This window comes from Paraburkholderia phenazinium (assembly GCF_900100735.1).
Classification (GTDB): Bacteria; Pseudomonadota; Gammaproteobacteria; order Burkholderiales; family Burkholderiaceae; genus Paraburkholderia; species Paraburkholderia phenazinia.
Genome location: NZ_FNCJ01000002.1, coordinates 624,172 through 641,370, shown reverse-complemented (window position 1 = coordinate 641,370; position 17,199 = coordinate 624,172). Strand labels below are relative to the sequence as shown.

16 protein-coding genes and 1 pseudogene are annotated in these 17,199 nt (G+C 60.4%); 9 read left to right on the top strand and 8 right to left on the bottom strand.

Annotated elements, in window-relative coordinates; translation table 11 throughout:
- Positions 1-171 precede the first annotated feature (171 nt).
- Both BLQ92_RS06715 and BLQ92_RS06710 read left to right on the top strand, forming a co-directional pair.
- Positions 172-1,074 carry a LysR family transcriptional regulator gene (locus BLQ92_RS06715; RefSeq protein ID WP_090682734.1) on the top strand — a complete coding sequence of 301 codons (903 nt, stop codon included), beginning with the start codon at positions 172-174 and terminating at the stop codon, positions 1,072-1,074.
- A 294-nt stretch (positions 1,075-1,368) separates the two neighbouring features.
- The gene (locus tag BLQ92_RS06710; protein ID WP_090682992.1) at positions 1,369-2,226 is read left to right on the top strand and encodes a PA4780 family RIO1-like protein kinase; all 858 of its coding nucleotides are present in this window, start codon (positions 1,369-1,371) and stop codon (positions 2,224-2,226) included.
- A gap of 18 nt (positions 2,227-2,244) precedes the next feature.
- On the opposite strand, the gene BLQ92_RS06705 is transcribed toward BLQ92_RS06710, so the two are convergent.
- From BLQ92_RS06705 to BLQ92_RS06680, 6 genes are all read right to left on the bottom strand, one after another.
- On the bottom strand, positions 2,245-3,348 hold the full coding sequence (locus BLQ92_RS06705) for a LacI family DNA-binding transcriptional regulator (RefSeq protein ID WP_090682733.1): 1,104 nt from the start codon (positions 3,346-3,348) through the stop codon (positions 2,245-2,247).
- A gap of 24 nt (positions 3,349-3,372) precedes the next feature.
- Positions 3,373-4,455: an ABC transporter ATP-binding protein gene (locus BLQ92_RS06700; RefSeq protein WP_090682731.1), complete on the bottom strand. Its 1,083-nt coding sequence runs from the start codon at positions 4,453-4,455 to the stop codon at positions 3,373-3,375.
- A 15-nt stretch (positions 4,456-4,470) separates the two neighbouring features.
- On the bottom strand, positions 4,471-5,421 hold the full coding sequence (locus tag BLQ92_RS06695) for a carbohydrate ABC transporter permease (protein WP_090682729.1): 951 nt from the start codon (positions 5,419-5,421) through the stop codon (positions 4,471-4,473).
- Positions 5,421-6,356, bottom strand: a complete 936-nt coding sequence (locus BLQ92_RS06690; protein ID WP_090682728.1) for a carbohydrate ABC transporter permease — start codon at positions 6,354-6,356, stop codon at positions 5,421-5,423. Before BLQ92_RS06690 ends, BLQ92_RS06695 begins: the two co-directional genes overlap by 1 nt.
- 8 nt (positions 6,357-6,364) lie before the next feature.
- Positions 6,365-7,603, bottom strand: coding sequence for an ABC transporter substrate-binding protein (locus tag BLQ92_RS06685; RefSeq protein ID WP_090682726.1), 1,239 nt, complete (start codon positions 7,601-7,603; stop codon positions 6,365-6,367).
- Positions 7,604-7,664: 61 nt separating this feature from the next.
- Entirely contained in the window at positions 7,665-9,056 is a 1,392-nt protein-coding gene (locus BLQ92_RS06680) for a GH1 family beta-glucosidase (protein WP_090682724.1), read from the bottom strand.
- Between the two features lie 295 nt (positions 9,057-9,351).
- On the opposite strand from BLQ92_RS06680, the pseudogene BLQ92_RS41360 reads away from it, so the two are divergent.
- A pseudogene (locus BLQ92_RS41360) lies at positions 9,352-9,432 on the top strand (GCG_CRPN prefix-to-repeats domain-containing protein); the annotation flags it as partial.
- Between the two features lie 20 nt (positions 9,433-9,452).
- Here the strand turns inward: BLQ92_RS41360 and BLQ92_RS06675 are convergent.
- Both BLQ92_RS06675 and BLQ92_RS06670 read right to left on the bottom strand, forming a co-directional pair.
- The gene (locus BLQ92_RS06675; protein WP_090682722.1) at positions 9,453-10,145 is read right to left on the bottom strand and encodes a response regulator transcription factor; all 693 of its coding nucleotides are present in this window, start codon (positions 10,143-10,145) and stop codon (positions 9,453-9,455) included.
- A 41-nt stretch (positions 10,146-10,186) separates the two neighbouring features.
- Complete coding sequence (locus BLQ92_RS06670) at positions 10,187-11,515, bottom strand: sensor histidine kinase (protein ID WP_090682720.1); 1,329 nt, start codon at positions 11,513-11,515, stop codon at positions 10,187-10,189.
- A gap of 395 nt (positions 11,516-11,910) precedes the next feature.
- Here BLQ92_RS06670 and BLQ92_RS06665 point away from each other — a divergent pair, with 395 nt between their 5' ends.
- The 6 genes from BLQ92_RS06665 (at position 11,911) to BLQ92_RS06640 (ending at position 17,194) form a co-directional block, all read left to right on the top strand.
- Positions 11,911-12,447, top strand: a complete 537-nt coding sequence (locus tag BLQ92_RS06665; protein WP_090682718.1) for a universal stress protein — start codon at positions 11,911-11,913, stop codon at positions 12,445-12,447.
- A 12-nt stretch (positions 12,448-12,459) separates the two neighbouring features.
- A complete protein-coding gene (locus tag BLQ92_RS06660) occupies positions 12,460-12,645 on the top strand; it encodes a DUF3563 family protein (RefSeq protein ID WP_090682716.1) in 186 nt (61 codons plus the stop codon).
- A 72-nt stretch (positions 12,646-12,717) separates the two neighbouring features.
- A complete protein-coding gene (locus tag BLQ92_RS06655; protein ID WP_090682715.1) occupies positions 12,718-13,224 on the top strand; it encodes a universal stress protein in 507 nt (168 codons plus the stop codon).
- A gap of 180 nt (positions 13,225-13,404) precedes the next feature.
- Positions 13,405-13,806, top strand: coding sequence for a biotin/lipoyl-containing protein (locus BLQ92_RS41355; RefSeq protein WP_090682713.1), 402 nt, complete (start codon positions 13,405-13,407; stop codon positions 13,804-13,806).
- A gap of 482 nt (positions 13,807-14,288) precedes the next feature.
- Complete coding sequence (locus BLQ92_RS06645; protein WP_175772115.1) at positions 14,289-16,184, top strand: DUF3857 domain-containing protein; 1,896 nt, start codon at positions 14,289-14,291, stop codon at positions 16,182-16,184.
- Between the two features lie 242 nt (positions 16,185-16,426).
- Positions 16,427-17,194 (top strand): DUF4410 domain-containing protein, encoded by a 768-nt coding sequence (locus tag BLQ92_RS06640; RefSeq protein WP_090682709.1) that lies wholly within the window; start codon positions 16,427-16,429, stop codon positions 17,192-17,194.
- Positions 17,195-17,199: the final 5 nt, after the last annotated feature.

Genomic DNA, 17,199 nt, shown 5'->3' with positions numbered 1-17,199 from the left:
ACTGATGGGCGGCTGGCAAGCGACAGCGTGGCAACCGCTGCCGCTGCCCTGCCGATGTGTCGCTGTTGTTCGGCCGTCTCGCAGCCGTTGGAATGAAGCGTAAAGAGGCGGACTGAAAACAAAAAAGCACAAATTTTGATCCGCATAACCAACAGTGCTATATTCCACATCATGAAAATTCACCATCTGCGCGCCCTGGTCGCCGTCGCCACGTCCGGGAGCATCAACGGCGCCGCCAAGGCGCTCTACGTCACGCAGCCGGCCATCACCAAGGCGGTCCGCGAGCTGGAAACCGAGTTCGGCGTGCGTCTGCTCGAGCGCAATCAGTGGGGCGTAGTGCCCACGGCGGAGGGCGAGGCGTTGTTGAGCCGGGCGCGCACGGTGGTCAGGGAAATGGAGCGCGCCGAGGAGGACATGGCGCATCTGAAGGGGCTGCGCGACGGCAGCCTCGTGGTCGGCATCACGCCAATCGTCGGCACCACTGGCCTGACCGAGGCACTGATCGAGTTTCGCCAGCGCTGGCCGCGCGTCACGCTGGAATTCCGCGAGCTAGGTTTCAACCAGCTCAACGAACAGTTGCGCAACCGCACGCTGGACCTGGCCTTTGCGGCATTTGCAAGGCCGATGGCCGAGTCGGGCAGCGTGAAAGAGATGTTCTCGTTCGAAACCGTCTTCGTGACGCGCGCCAATAGCATCTACGCAGAGGCCGAGTCGCTCGAAGCGTTGCAGGACGCGGAATGGATCCATACCGACGTCACGGATAACTACCCGGGCTTCATCCGCGAGATTCATGAACGCGCCGGCCTGGCGCCGCCGCGCTGCATCACACGTTGCACCTCGTATGCGCTGTTTTACAGTCTCACGCTCAATCTCGATGCGGTATTTGCGTGGACGCGGCATTCGCTGAGCGAAACGGAACTCGGCCGCTCGTTCGTGCGGCTTAACTTGCCGGTGGCGCCGCCGCCCCTGCAGCTCTATCTGCTGTCGCCGCCCGAAGCGCAGCTCACTCGTCCGGCGCAATATCTGCTCGACTGCATCGAACGAGCCATGCAGCCGAGCTTCGCCCGCGCATAAAAGCGCGCGACATCTGCACCGAGGCTGGCATAAAAGGGAGGTGCAAATCGGCTGCAAATTCTGAGCGCCCCCAACCCTGTCGCTTCGCGCCGGCCCCCCGAGGGGGTCAAGTAAACTTGGGGCGGCCCGGCGTTTTCTTGAGAACCCCCCGCACACCTTATAATCGGGCATGACTTTATCCTCGCTCCAGGCCGCCTCTTTGCAGGCAGCCACGCTCACCCGCCCCGCCGTCCTCAGTTGCGCCCCCTGTTGCAGCCCCCTCGCGTCCCCGTGCCGCTCACAGGCGGTGGCCGCGTGAAGACACCCAAACGTCTGCTCCCGCTCGTCGAAGAGGGCCTGATCGACGAAGTCATCAGCCAGTTGATGAGCGGCAAGGAAGCCACCGTGTATGTGGTGCGCAGCGGCGATTCGACCCGTTGCGCCAAGGTCTACAAGGATGCGAAGCAGCGCAGCTTCCGCCAGGCGGCCTCGTATCGCGAAGGCCGCAAGGTCAAGAACAGCCGGGAAGCGCGCGCCATCGAAAAAGGCAGCCGCTATGGCCGCGAGGTGCAGGAACAGCACTGGCAGAACGCCGAGGTCGACGCGCTGTTTCGTCTCGCCAACGCCGGCGTGCGCGTGCCGCAGCCGTATATCTGCACCGACGGCGTGCTGCTGATGGAATTGGTGACCGACGCGGACGGCAACGTCGCGCCGCGCCTGAACGACGTGGACATGAGCGAAGCGCGCGCGGTCGAACTGCATGCGCGGCTGCTCAACGAGGTGGTGCGCATGCTGTGCGCTGGCGTGATTCACGGCGACCTGTCCGAGTACAACATCCTGCTGGCCGAGGATGGCCCGGTGATCATCGACCTGCCGCAGGCTGTCGACGCCGCCGGCAATCTCGAAGCCCCCGCCATGCTGGAGCGCGACGTCGACAATCTCGCGGCCTACTTCGGCCGCTTCGCGCCGCATCTGCTGAGTGCGAATTACGGCAAGGAGATCTGGGCGCTGTTCGAAGGCGGCGGTCTGCACCCCGAAGTGCAATTGACCGGCCAGATCGAACTCGACACCACGCCGGTCGATCTCGACGCGGTGCTGCAGGAACTCGAAGACACCCGCCTCGAAGAAGAAGCCCGCGTGCGCCACGAGCAGTCGCTGCGCGAGGGCGGCTGAGCGCCCTCCTCGGTTGCGCTACCTGTTGTCGCCCGGGCCGCCTACGCCGCGCCGCGTTCTGCTAGAGGTGCGTGGCGTCACCGCCACTGCCGGGCTCGCCCAAGGCTGCGGCCCTTGCCGGGGCGGCCCCACCGAGGCGCGCATCGTCACCGTCACCGGAAACTCGCGGAATATCTCCCACGAGGTTCCGTAGCATTGATTCACCAGCCAGCGCACCGCATTTTGCGTCAGGTCCGCGGTGGGAATATGCACGGAGGTAAGCGCAGGCGCCGCATAGGCCGCTGAGTAGTCGTCGTCGTAGCCGATCACCGAGAGATCGTGCGGCACTGAAATGCCGGCCTGCTGGAAGCGCGCGAGCGCGCTTACCGCCATCGTGTCGTTCGCACAAAACACCGCAGTGAACGACTGCTTCGACTCAAGCAAGGCCTGCGCCGCCGCATAGCCGCCTTCTGGCGAGAAGTCCGATTCGATCAATGGTACCTGCGCCCGTTCAATGCCGTGGCGCGCCAACTCCGCAAAGAACCCATCGAGACGCGCCCGATTGTCCGAGGCACTGAAAGGCCCCGCAATCACCGCAATCTCGCGATGCCCATGCTCGAGCAGGGTGCGCGCGGCCAGTTCGCCGCCACGCACGTGATCGGCGCAAAACGACGCCTCCGGCAACTGTCCGAAGGCGCGGTTGAGAAACACCATCTTCGGATGCATCCGATGCAGGCGGATCAGATCCTCGTCATGCAGGTCGTGACTGATCACAATCACGCCGTCGCAATCGCGGCCAATCAGGAACTCCACCGCTTCGAGCGCCTGCTCGCGTGGCGACGAGTCGCCACAACCGGTCGCCACCACCACATGACGATGCACGGCACGCAACTCCGTATCGGTCTGCTTGAGGATCGTGCCGTAGTAGGAACCAAAGAAGGTCGGCACGAACAGACCGATCATGCCGAGCGATTGCGTCGCCATCGCGCGGCCGATCGAGGAAGGCCGGAAATTCAGCGCCTCGATGGCGGCCCGCACGCGGCGCGCGGCATCGGCCGATACCGGTCCTTTGCCGGAAATCGCCCGCGATGCGGTCGACATGCCGACCCCGGCCAGCTCCGCCACGTCTTTCAGGGTTGCCACACACGCTCCATCTAACCGTGCCGTTCAAAGACGGGCGCCACTGGCCTCGTCGAACAGCGAAATATGTGCACTGTCGAGCGAAAAGGCCCGCGTTTCCCCCACCGCAATGGGCGCCTTGTCCTGATCGATCGACGCGATCTGGGCGCCATGATAATCGAGCCAAATAACGCGGTGGTTGCCCATCGGCTCGATCAGCGATACCTGGCCTTGCTGCGCGAGGTCCGTGCCGACGCGCACATCCTCCGGGCGTACCCCCAGCACGCACGGCAACGTGGTATCGGGCAGGGTCTTGAACGGATAGCGCGACACATCGAGATCGAGATGCGCCGTGCGAAAGCGCATGCCCTCCTCGCGTCGCTCCAACCGCCCCTGCAGCATATTCATTGCGGGCGAGCCGAGAAAGGTCGCTACGAACAGATTGTCCGGCCGCGCATAGACTTCGGCAGGCGTGCCGATCTGCTGGATCACGCCACCGCGCATCACGGCCATGCGGGTAGCGAGCGTCATCGCCTCCACCTGGTCGTGAGTCACGTAGATCATCGTCGCGCCGAGCCGTTGATGCAGTTGCTTCAGTTCGCGGCGTAACTCGGTGCGCAGCTTGGCGTCGAGATTCGACAGCGGCTCGTCGAACAGGAACACATCCGCCTCGCGCACGATCGCGCGGCCAATCGCCACGCGCTGACGCTGGCCACCCGAGAGTTGCGCCGGCTTGCGCTTGAGCAGCGGTCCGAGTTGCAGCATCTCAGAAGCGCGCGTCACGCGCCGCTCGATTTCCGCCTTCGGCGTGCCGTTGATGCGCAGTGCAAACGACAGATTGCGCTCCACACTCATGGTCGGATACAGCGCATACGACTGGAACACCAGTGAGATGCGGCGATCTTTCGGATCGGCCCAGGTCATATCCTCGCCGCCGATTTCGATGCTGCCGTCCGCGACATCGATCAGCCCCGCAATGCTATGCAGCAAGGTGGATTTGCCGCAGCCCGACGGACCGAGCAGGACGACGAATTCGCCGGCGTTCACATCGAGATCGAGCGACTCGATGACCGTGTTCGCGCCCAACTCGATGCGCAGATTGCGAACCGATACGTTCGATACATTGGTCATGCCCGATTCCTTGGCTTATCCCTTGACTGCGCCGGAAGCAATGCCGCGCACAAACCAGCGGCCGGAGATGAAGTAGATGGCGAGCGGCACCACCGAGGTGAGGATGGTCGCCGCCATGTTGACGTTGTAGAGACGCTCGCCGGTGGTGGTGTTGATGATGTTGTTCAACTGCACCGTCATCGGCAGATTCCTGGTGCCCGCGAACACCAGACCGAGAATGTAGTCGTTCCAGATGCCGGTGACCTGCATGATCACCGCGACGACGATGATCGGCGTGGACATGGGCAGCATCAGTTGCAGGAAGATGCGCCAGAAACCGCCGCCGTCGATACGCGCCGCCTTGAACAGTTCCAGCGGAATCGACGCATAGTAGTTGCGAAACAGCAGCGTCATGATGGGCATGCCGAAGATCGTATGGATCACCACGATGCCCGGCAGCGAGCTGAACAGATGCACGCTCGCCAGCACCCGCACCAAGGGATAGACCATTACCTGCACCGGAATGAACGCGCCCATCAGCAGGATGGCGAACAGCAAGCCGGCGCCGCGCGGCCGCCAGAACGACAGGGCGTAGCCATTCACCGCGCCGACCATGATGGACAGAATCGTGCTCGGCACGACAATGCGCACCGAGTTCCAGAAGCCGACCTGAATGCCGTTGCAATCGAGCCCCGTGCAAGCCGAGGCCCACGCATCGCGCCACGGCGCGAGCGTGAGATGCAACGGCAGCGCCAGAATATTGCCCGTGCGGATCTCGGTCATCGGTTTGACCGAGGTCACCAGCATCACGTAGAGCGGCAACAGGAAGAACAGCGCGGCGGTGATCAGAAACGCATAGACGCCGAAACGTGCGGGTGTGAAGTGGGTGCGGCGTTTCGGGCGAGGTTTGAGCGGCGGATTGACGCCGGGTTTGTTAGCGGGCTGAGCGGGCCGGGCTGATTGGGCCGCTGAAGGCAGCGTATTCATCACACGTCCTTTCTCAAGGCGGCACGGCTGCGCGCATAAAAGAACGGCGCGAGAATCGCCAGCACGGTGGTCAACAAGACGACCGACGCCGCCGAGGCGAGGCCGATATTGGCGCGGCCGAACAGGTAATCCATGATGAACTTGGCCGGCACTTCGCTCGCGGTACCCGGGCCGCCTAGCGTCATCGCCACGACCGCATCGTATAGCTTGATCACCATCACGAACAGCAGCACGAATGCCGTGGACATCGAGGTCTTGAGCATCGGCACCACAATGCTCACATAGACCCGCCAGCGCGGAATGCCGTCGATACGTGCCGCTTTCCAGATCTCGTCGTCGATGCCGCGCAGGCCAGCCAGCAACAACGCCATCACGAGCCCGGACGCCTGCCAGACCGTCGCGATCACGAGCGTATAGATCACCCAGTCCTGATCGACGATCCAGTCGAAGCGCGCATGGACAAAACCGATGCGATGCAAAACCTCCTGCACACCCAGTTCAGGATTGAGAATCCATTGCCACACGAGACCGGTGGCGACGAACGACATCGCATACGGGTACAGAAATACCGTGCGCAAGGCACCCTCCGCCACCACGCGCTGATCGATGAAGATGGCGAGCAACAGACCGATCACCATGCAGGCGAAGATGAAGCACACCCCATAGATCACGATGTGCTGCAGCGACACCATCCAGCGGTCGTTCTGAAACAGCCGCACGTACTGCGTCACACCGGCGAAACGGTCAGACGGAAAGGTGCGCGACAGCGTGAACGACACCTTGACCGTCCACAGCATGGTGCCGAGGTAGGCGAACACGACTGTCGCAACCATCGGCAGCAGCGCGATCCAGGCAGCCAGCGGCCAACGCCGGCCCAGCGGCTTCGAGCGCCTGGTATGTCGTTCCGCTGCCGACGGTAAGCCGAGTGCGCGCATTGCAGCCTTCAGCTCTTCAGCGCGCTGGCAAACGCCTTTTGCGCATCTTCAGCCGACTCGTTCTTGTTCCAGAAGTTGGTGATGACGTCCGTCAACGCACCTTGCAGATCCGGCGAAATCAGCATCTCCGGGTTTGGCAACTGACGCGACTTGTCCTTCATGATCGCAATGCCCTCTTTCGCGCAGATATCCAGGCTGGAGGTATCGACGTCCGGACGGATCGGAATCGAGCCTTTCTTCGCGCTAAACGCAACCTGCGCGGATGGCGAGGTCATCACCGTGGCGAGCAGGTTCTGCGCCTTGATCGCATTGGCGTTGTCCGTCTTCGGGAACACGAACACGTCGCCCGCCACCATATACGGCGAGTGCGGACCGAAACCCGGGAAGCAGCCGAAGTCCTTGCCTGCCACCTGATTGGCGGCCGAGAACTCGCCCTTCGCCCAGTCGCCCATGACCTGCACGCCGGCCTTGCCCGAAATCACGAGTGCGGTGGCGTCATTCCAGTTACGGTTTGGCGAGCCCGCATCCACATAATTGTGCAGACGCTTGAAGGTGGTCAGCACGTTCTTGAAGGCCGCCGAGTTGACCGCATTCTGATCGCGGTCGCGATAGACCTTCATATAAAGGTCAGTGCCGCCGACATCGGCGAACACCGCGTCGAAGGTGATTTTCTCCTGCCACGCCTGGCCGCCGAGCGCGAGCGGGATGAAGCCGGCCGCTTTCAGCTTGTCGAGATCGGTGAACAGTTCGTCGAACGTTTGCGGCTCGCCTGCAATGCCAGCTTTCTTGAAGGCCGGCTTCGAATAGAAGAACCAGTCCTGCATATGAATGTCGACGGGCGCCGCGTAGAAATGCCCGTTGACCTTGATCGAGTCGAGAATCGACTGCGGGAAAATGGCGTTCCAGTTCTCTTTGGCCGCCACCGAGTCGACGTTATTGAGCATGCCCTGATCGATCAGGTCATGAAACTGCTTCGAGGTGTTGAACTGCGCAGCGGTGGGTGGATCGCCGCCGACAATCCGGTTGATGGCTGTGGAGCGCGCCTGATCGGCGCCTGCCACGGCGTTGTCGACCCACAGGCCACCGGCCTTGTCGTAGGCATCGGCAAACTGCCGGATAGCGGCCGATTCGCCGCCCGAGGTCCACCAGTGAATCACGTTAGCCTTCAGCGGATCGGCGTGAGCGACGATGCCATTGAGTGCGAGGGCCAAGGTAACGCCACTCACGAGTTTCCTTCTGCTGTTCATTCCGTCTCCTCCAGGCTTTGCGCCTTTGTTTCAGGTCGACATACAAACCAGCTCAACGTATTCAGTTGCGTTCCTTGCGCTGCGCGAGAAACTTCGCGATCAGTTCGGCACTATGTTTGACGGTGCGCTTTTGAGTTTGATAGTCGACATGCACCACGCCGAAGCGCCGCTCGTAGCCGAAGGCCCATTCGAAGTTGTCCAGCAACGACCAGACGAAATAGCCGCGAATATCGACGCCGGCTTTGATCGCGCTATCCACTGCTACCATGTGGCGTTTGATGAACGAAATACGCTGCGCATCGTCGACGCGCCCCTCGATCACGTGATCGTCCGACGCCATGCCGTTCTCGGTAATGTAGATGGGCGGCAGGTTCGGGTAGGTTTTGTGAAAGCCGATCAGCAGGTCGCGCAAGCCGTCCGGATGCACTTCCCAGCCCATCTGCGTGCGCTCTACGCCTTCGGGCGGCGCTTCGACAAAACCATGTCCGCCGTCGCTCTTTACGTTAGTGCGGAAGTAGTAATTGATGCCGAGGAAGTCGAGCGGCGCGGAGATCGTCTTGAGGTCGCCGTCCAGTACGAGCGGCTCGGTGCCGGGCCAGAGGTCGAACAGGTCCTCCGGATACGCGCCGTTGAGCAGCGGGTCGAGAATCCAGCCGTTGTGCTGGACTTCGAACAGATGGGCCGCGCGGCGATCGGCGGCGCTTTCCGAATTCGCGGTACCACGGCCCACATTGGCGACGATCCCTTTCAGCGAAGCCGGGTCGTTGGCGCGCAGCACGGGAATCGCCGTACCGTGTGCGAGCAGCAGATGATGCATGGCCTGGGTGGCGAAGCGTGCATTGGCGAGGCCCGGCGCATGATGACCGTTGCCGTAGCCGAGATACGCCGAGCACCACGGTTCGTTGAGCGTCATCCATGCATCCACCTGCCCGGCAAGCTCGCGGCTGATCAGGTCGGCATAGTCGGCAAAGCGGTACACGATGTCGCGATTGAGCCAGCCGCCGCGATCTTCCAGATGCTGCGGCAAATCCCAGTGATAGAGCGTGACGAAGGTCTTGAGGCCCTTCTCCTTGAGACGGCCGAGCAAGCGCTTATAGAAGTCGAGGCCCTTCTGGTTGGGCTTGCCGTGTTCGTCCATTACGCGCGGCCACGCGATCGACAGGCGGTAGGCTTCGAAGTTGAGCGCCGTCAGCAGGTCGAAGTCCTCTTCCCAGCGATGATAGTGATCGCAGGCGAACTCGCCGGTGTCGCCCGCCAGCACTTTGCCGGGAGTGGCTGAGAAGGTGTCCCAGATCGACGGCAGGCGGCCGTCTTCGTGCACGGCCCCTTCAATCTGGTAGGAAGCGGTAGCGGCGCCGAGCAGGAACTGCTTGCGCCAGAGCGCGGAATCGGCGGGCGGCGAGAACGGGTCGCCGGTCAGGTTTGGAGATAGAACGGATGCGTCGTTTGCCACGGTTTCTCCCTGCGCCAGGTCATCGAACCGGTTGGGTGGAAACGCAGTGGAAGCGCTTCCACAAGAACCAGCGAACGATAGCAGCGGCCAATTCCTAACAGCAATCAGGGTTTGTCTGGATGGGGTGTGGGTATGCTTGCGCGCACAGGCTGGCGCTGCAGACAGACACGCCGATGTACCTGCAGGTCCTGCTCTGCAATCATGTCGCCTGCAAGTGGCATCGCAACGAAGGGTTCACCGAACAATCGCGCGACAGCGCGACCGTCACGCTCATGCTGGCTGACAAATATGCGCTGTGGCTAGGCGATCGACAAAGGCACACACGGCAGAAGGCTGCGGACCGGGAGGCTGGCGGAATATGCGGGGCCAATGCCGCTATGCAGCCCCTGTTATTGCTCAATCGGCGGGAGACGCGTCGTCCGGACGCGCGCCGCCCAGAATCACGGTCCACCCCAAGCCCCGGACATTGCGAATGACGCCCGGGCCGAATTTCCTGCGTACCGAATGAATCAACACGTCGACGGCGTTGCTTTCCACTTCTTTTCCCCAGCCGTACAGCCTGTCTTCAATCTGGCTGCGCGAAAAGATCGTGCCGGGATGCTCGAGTAGCGCGTGCATCAGTGCAAACTCACGAGCGGACAGCACACCAACCTTGTCGCCGAACTTGAGGGTGCGCTGGTCGAGATTGAGATTAATCATGTCGTCGCCCAGTCGCGAGACGGCGTAACCCGCCTTGCGGCGCAACACCGCACGAATCCGCGCCAGCAATTCGCCGACTTCGAACGGCTTCACGAGGTAGTCATCCGCGCCAATGTCCAGCCCCTCGATCCGCGTGTCGAGTTCGTCACGCGCGGTCAGGATCAGCACGGGTACCGGGTTGCCGCCCGCGCGCGCGGAGCGCAGCAGATCGATACCCGACATGCCCGGCAAGCCAATATCCAGTAGTACTACGGTATAGTCGGCCGCATCCATCGCCGCACGCCCGGCCACGCCGTCACGCACCCAGTCGACGCTGTAGTCCGCGTCTTTCAGCGCCCGCATCAGGCTTTGACCGATCTGGAGATCGTCTTCGACCAATAGGACTCTCATGGATGCCTCCAATAGGGTTTCCGCGTGCGCTGCGATCTCGCTCACGCCTGAACAGCGCTGCGAGCCAGGGGGAAACTGACCGCCGCGACGATGCCGGACTTCCCATCGTTGCGGTTCCTGATGACCGCCTGCCCCCCATATTTCGCCGTAATCGCCTTGACGATGGACAGGCCAAGACCGGTGCCTTCGACCTCAAGGTTGGCCCTGAAAAAGCGGTCGAACACGCGGGGCAAGAGTTCCTCGGAAATGCCCGGCCCGGTGTCCGTCACTTCCACCCATACCGCATTGTCTTCCGTATGCATGCGAAGGTCGATGGTGCCACCATCGGGCGTATAGCGAACCGCGTTGGTGACGAGGTTTCTCACCGCGACAGCCACGTCGGCGCCGATGGCCGTCACCTTGCCGGTGACCATCTCTTCGGCGCCTATGTCGATGCCGCGCGCCGCGGCAAGCGGCAACACACTCGACACCGCATCGACCACGATCGCTGCTACATCGGCGGGCTCGATCGTACCTCCAGGCAGTGGCGCATCGGCCCTCGCAAGCCGCAGCAGTTGTGCGACCAGCTCACCACTCCTCGTGATGCCACCGCGCAACTCGCGAAAGCGCTCCTGATTGCCCGGCGCGATATGCGGCTGCAGATTGTCTGCCTGTAACTGCAACGCGGTCAGCGGGGTTCGCAGTTCGTGCGCGGCGTCGGCGATGAATTTCCGTTCTGTTTCGATCGACTGCGCGAGGCGCCCAATCATCCGATTGATCGAATCGACAAATGGCAGCAATTCCACCGGCACGCGCGATACCGGCAACAACTTCAGTTGCGACACATCGATCCCCTGGACCTCATTGCCTAGCTGGTTCACCTTGCGCAGCGAAACATGAACGATCAGTAGCACCGCGCCGAGCACGAGCGGCAACAACACGAGCGTGGGCCACAACGTCTTCACCGCCGTTTCCCGCTCCAATTCGTCGCGCACCGACGAACGCTGCGCGACCTGAATCAGTGTCTTTGGCTCGCGCAGCGTGTAGATGCGCCATCTTTCGCCGTTGACCTGTTCCGACGTGAATCCTGCCGGCGCATCCTCTGGAAGCGGTAAGGAAGGTTCAGTCGAACGAAACGGCACCTCTGCATTCTGCTTGCGGATAGTGATCACAATATCGCGGCTCGGCTGCGAACCGCGTACTGGCGTCGCCGGAATCGACTCCGCATAGCCATTGCGCATGCGCGTGGCAACCTGTTCGAGCCGCAGGTCGAGCAGCGCACTCATCCCGCTACTGCACAGCTGATAGGAGCTGATGCCCTGCGCGATCGCGACGGCGCTAACAAGCGCACCCAGCGCGACGACGAGATTATTTCTGAGGGAAGGTCTCATTTGACTATGCAAAGAGGAAAACGCCACGGTTGACCGGGCATTGGACAGCTTCCTGTACCGACAGGTCCTAGTCTTGTCCAGTAACCATCTGCGCAGGATACCGCACGGCCGGCCCGTGCAGCAGACCGGAGGCCTGGTCCCTGCGCCCGCAGATTAGCCGCCGGAACGCCACGTCCCGCCAGCGAGCAACCGGGTTCTTGCAATGAAATACTCCCTTACATGATGCTTGCCGCGCTCATTCATCGCTAAGTTTCGGCCGGTAGGATTCGTTGCATTGGAGAGACGCATTCAGCCGATAACGGCGCCGGGACCTGGGTCGAATCACAACGGCAAGAGGACACGCATCATGTCAGATCGCCGCATCGGGTCCATTACACATATAGAGGAGTCTTAAGATGTACAAGCATATTCTTGTCGCTGTTGGCCACAAACCGGATTTGACGACGTTGAAATCCGCCGTGGCAATCGCCATGGAAGTTGGCGCCCGCGTCACCGCGCTTCACGTGGGGAATCCGGCAGCGCATTTCGCCGGGCCGGCCACCGGCGCCCCCAGCGCAACACGCATCACGATTGAAGCGCATGGGTGCACGGTGGCCGACCGGAGCAGGCGCGTTCTCGACGAAGCGCAATGTCAAGGCGAGGTACAAATTCGGCGCTTGCGTTCGTGCGATGCCTCCCTCGGGCAGGTCATCGCCGACGCCGCCCGCGAACTTGGCGCGGACCTCGTGATTGTCGGAAGCAACGACCCGGGATGGTTTCGCCTCTACCTCCAGAACACGCAGAAGGACGTTGTGCGTCGTTGTCCCATGCCCGTACTGGTGATAACCCCGCCGTGCCTGCCGAAGGCACAGCACGCAAAGGCTAGCTCAAATTGCCTGTCGCCATCGTCGCAACGCGGTGGATCGCCGGTCCACCATGAATCGAATCACTGACTGGAGGACATCATGTTTGGAAAATTTTCCAAAGCGCTGAGCGAATTCTTCATCGCCACCGAGGACCAGAAACGCGAGTGCTACCTGGCATCGTCAGTCGATTTCGCCGATCTCGAACACCGCATGCACGCCTTCGAAATGAACCACCAGCCGTTCACCTTGTATTCGAATGGCGCCCCGCGTGACTGGCAGGTTTGACTTCGCGCTAAACGTCTGCCGGCACTCGCCGGCTGTCTTGACTCACTATCCCACTACTCGAACGTACCCACAATGTTCACGAAAATTCTCGTTGCAGTTAGTGCAAACTCGCCCGACAGCGTATTGGCGTCGGCCATCGAACTCGCCCAGAAGTACGACGCGCGGGTTTTTGCGCTGCACGTGGTCGATCCAACCCCCGGCTACGCCGGTCCAGCTGATTACAACTTCGGGCTGATCGTGGAGGCGATGGAAGCACATGGACGCGAAATTGTCACGCGCGTGACGAACGTACTTGACGACCACGCGCGTTCTGCCGAAACCCGCATGGTTACGTTGCCGATGTCGGGCTTCACCATCGGCTACGCGATCGCCGCTTTCGCCGAGGAGTCGGGTGCAGACCTGATTCTTCTTGGTCAAAGGAAATCGGGGTGGTGGCGCTGGTTAAACGAAGACGTTGCCACGGATGTACGGCGTCGCACCGGCACGCCGATCCAGATCGTCTCCGGCAAAATCGCGGACGGCTCGTCGCGTCGTACAGAAAACCTCTGGGCCGATGTACCGGCAACCGGCGCCCGATAGCCGAAGCCGAAGCCGAATTGCGATCATCACAGGTGGATCCAAAAAAATTCGACAAAACATTACGCAGATCCACAAATAGAAATTCGTTCTCCGTTACGATCAAATATCGGCAATACAGTTTCCAGTGCTTACTAACTATTTAATAATCGTTAAGTTTTACAATCGAAAATCAACAGGAAGATGATCGCCCCCATCATCACTCCGGTCAATGACGAACAGGGGCTCGGCGATGCCGTCCTCACGGGGGTGCCCCAACGGCCTGGCACCAGCACTGCGCTATTCGTGGTTGCTTTATTGATCGTACCCTTCCTGGCTTTCGGGGAATACACACGCAAGGAGGAAGTTCAGGGACGCGCCAGTCTCAAGGGCAGCCCAGCCGACATCTTTGCGCCTGCTACGGGAACGGTGGTACGCCAGCTTGTACACGAGGGCGAGTCGGTTAAGGCAGGACAACCACTGCTGGTGTTGTCGACTGATCGAAGCATCGCGACAGGGTCCTCACGGGAAACCATGGGGATTTCGTTGCGCGCGCAAGTCCGGTCTCGAAGACGACCTGCGGCGGGAGAAAGGTATTCTGGTTGAAGAGACGCGAACCCTCAGCACCAGAATTTCTGACCACGAGACTGAAATCTATCACCTCGATGCAGAGATAATCGGCGCTCGCACCCGCTACAACCTGGGTTCGTCAATATTGCTCATTGTTTGAGCCCACGTTTTCTTTTAATAATCCCTGGTTAAAAAAATCTGGAATTAAAACCTGTTTTCCATGTTATATCGTGGATAGTCAGCTTGTGCGTAACAATTGGCTGCTATAGCTTAATCCGATCGACCGGCTGCGCGCCATCGTCCGGCAGTGATTTCGCTCTCGCGATGCTGGTTGTTATGGCGCCTTCTGGCATCTATCGCCTGATAGTGCTTTTTGTTCCATTGATTTTATTCTGGATCTGGCCGAAAATCTAACAAGCATAATAATTACGATTATTACATGAATGCCCATGATAGTATGATTTTGCCTTCCGGACCCATCGAAAATTGATTTAACAAATTCACCTGGAGCAATGTTTGTGAAAATTAAAATATCAAGCAACATATGCAGGTGGGCTATTTCCATTCCGGCAATGCTAGTTGTCGCCACCCACAGCGCAGCTGCAATAGCCGGTGACTTTCGACCCAATACGACAGTCCTCAACGATGACAATGTCTACAACGTCAAAGCTGACGGCACCTATACGCTAGATGAGGTTGTCTCGTACCGGATCGAAACCGATCAAGGTGTCCAGCAGCGAAGCCAGATTCCACTGTATTACAGTCCCTCGCTAGAGCGTCTCGACATACTCGACGCGTATACAACGACGCGAAATGGGAAGCGGATCGACGTCACGCCGGACAAAATCCTGCTGCAACAGAGCGCCGAAAGCGCAGGGGCGCCAACTTTCGACGACGGCAAGGTAAAAACCGTCGTATTTCCCGACGTACAAACCGGTGCCACGTTAACCCTGCATACGCTGCGGACGCAGAAGAAAGCGTTGTTCCCAGGCCAGTTCGCATCCAGTGACAATTTCCTCGATAACAGAGTGTTCAAGTCTGCAAGCGTGACTGTACATGTTCCCGCAGCACTAAAACTCCACGCCGACGCGATCGACATGCAGGGTGGCCTGGTTTCTTCCAGTGACAGCGGCGAGCAAACGTGGCGATGGACGATCAAGGACACCTCGGCGCATGCGCCGGAGTTCGGCGCACCTGACCTCGTGGATCACAGTCCGCGTGTCGTGACCAGTACGTTTCCCAGTTTTGACGCGGTGGGGAGCGCGTACCTTGAACGTGCAACTCCTCAAGCGAGCGTAACGCCTGCGATCCAGGCGCTTTCCGATCAAATCACAGCCGGCTTGACCGACCGGCGAACCCAGGCCGAGGCACTGTATCGTTGGGTCAGCACCAACATTCGCTACGTTGCCATTTATCTGGGATTTGGGGGCGTCGTCCCACACAGTGCGCAGGCGATTATGGACGCACGTTATGGCGACTGCAAAGATCACGTAACATTACTGCAGGCATTGCTTGCAGCCAAAGGTATCGTGAGTAGCCCGGTCCTGGTCAATGCGGAGTCTCGCTACTCGTTACCGGCCGCGGCGGCCCCGCTCGCTGCATTCGATCATGTGATTACCTACTTGCCCGAATTCAAGCTGTATGCGGACTCGACAGCAGGCGTGGCGAGGTTTGGCACACTTCCCATCACGGAGCAAGGCAAGCCTGCATTGGTCGCCGACGACGGCAGCGGGCATGCCGCACTTGTTTCGCTTCCGTTGAGCAATCCAGCGACCGATCATCTGGCAGTCCAGGTTCGAGTCACGCTCGATAGCGACGGCAGCGTCAAAGGTAACGCGGCATTGAAAACCTCAGGTATCTTCGACTGGATGTCCAGAGTGATATTTTCATCTCTGCCTCCTGGAACGGAGTCGCAGTTTGCGGCCAAGCTGTTGAGCTTCTCCGGCCAGAACGGTGAGGGGAATTTTACCCACGGGAACGTTCATGATCTGACGCAGCCTTTCGACTATTCCACGCAATTCGATCTTCCCAGTTACGCGCAACTGCCAGGCCCTGGTGCAATACGCATGCCGCAAGGCACTGCCAACGTTATCGATATCGCAGGCGCGTTCGATGCATTCGGGCCGGCAACGCGCGAGTTTCCTCTCGTGTTCCTGGGGCGTCACATCAGCGAATCGATCGAGCTCGATTTGCCAGACGGACTAAAGGTAGCATCGTTGCCTAAACCGGTCCAGATAGCGTCCTCATTCGGAAGTTACGCGTCGAGCTATTCGCAGACAGGAAATGTCATCACTCTAACGCGCAGTCTGGATATCACCGTGAGCAGTCCTGTCGTCGAGCCGAAGGACTATCCGGAGTTGAGAAAGATGGCTTTAGCCATCAAGCGGGATTCGCTTGCTCAGATTGTTTATTGAAGGCGATAGCCCCGCCTATCTCGCCCCCATGACACGCTTCGACATAATTGAAGCGTGGAGTCCACAGCCCCCTTCCCTCATACTCGCCTCTGCTGACGGTGCGCCTGCAAGAACGTGCGTAAGTTCAGCGGGTGGGTCAGGCATGAATGAGACCGCAGACAAGCAGGCAAGCGCGGGTTCTCAATCATCCGACGATACGTTTAAGCGAGCGACGACACGACCGTGTCAGGGACAGAATGAGCATGTGGACTTCAATTCAATTCGCACGAAACAAAGGCGCGCGCGGCGCGGCGGCAGCAGCAGTTGTGCTTTGCACCTTGCTGGCCGGGTGTGCGGGCGGCGTCACCAACACCACCCAGTATCTGGGCCAGCCGCAAGTGCGGCCCGATAACATTTACGTCTATTCGTTCGACAGCACGCCCGACCAGGTGAAGCTCGACAATGGCGGCCTGATCCAGAAAGTGAAGTCGCAGTTCGACGGCACCTCGGCGGCACAGAAGCAGGCCGAGGAAGCCGCTGAAGTGCGCGAGCAAGTAGCCAATGAGATCGTGCGGCAATTGCAATCCATGGGGCTGCGTGCGATCCGCTCGGACATTCCAGCGCCCGCCGATCAGAACGTCCTGCTGGTGCAAGGCAAGTTCGATACCATCGATTCAGGCAATCGCCGGCGCCGCATTCTGATTGGCCTCGGCGCGGGCAAGAGCGAACTCAGCACCTCGGTGCTGCTTCTGTATAAACCGGCCGGCGGCACGCCGCGCCTCGTGCAGAGCTTCGATGCCAGCGCGGATAGCGGAAAGATGCCCGGCATGGCGGAAACAGCGGGCGTAGGCGCGGCCGCCGGTCATCTCGCCACCTCGGCGGCGGCGGGCGCGGGCTTGCACGGCGTCTCCGAGACCATGAAGGGCGGCGCAGCGGGTAACGCGAAAAAGCTGGCCGAGTCGATCGCCAAGCAAGTGGCGGAAATCGGCAAAACGCAGGGCTGGATGCCGGCCGAGCGCACCAAAGGCTAAATACC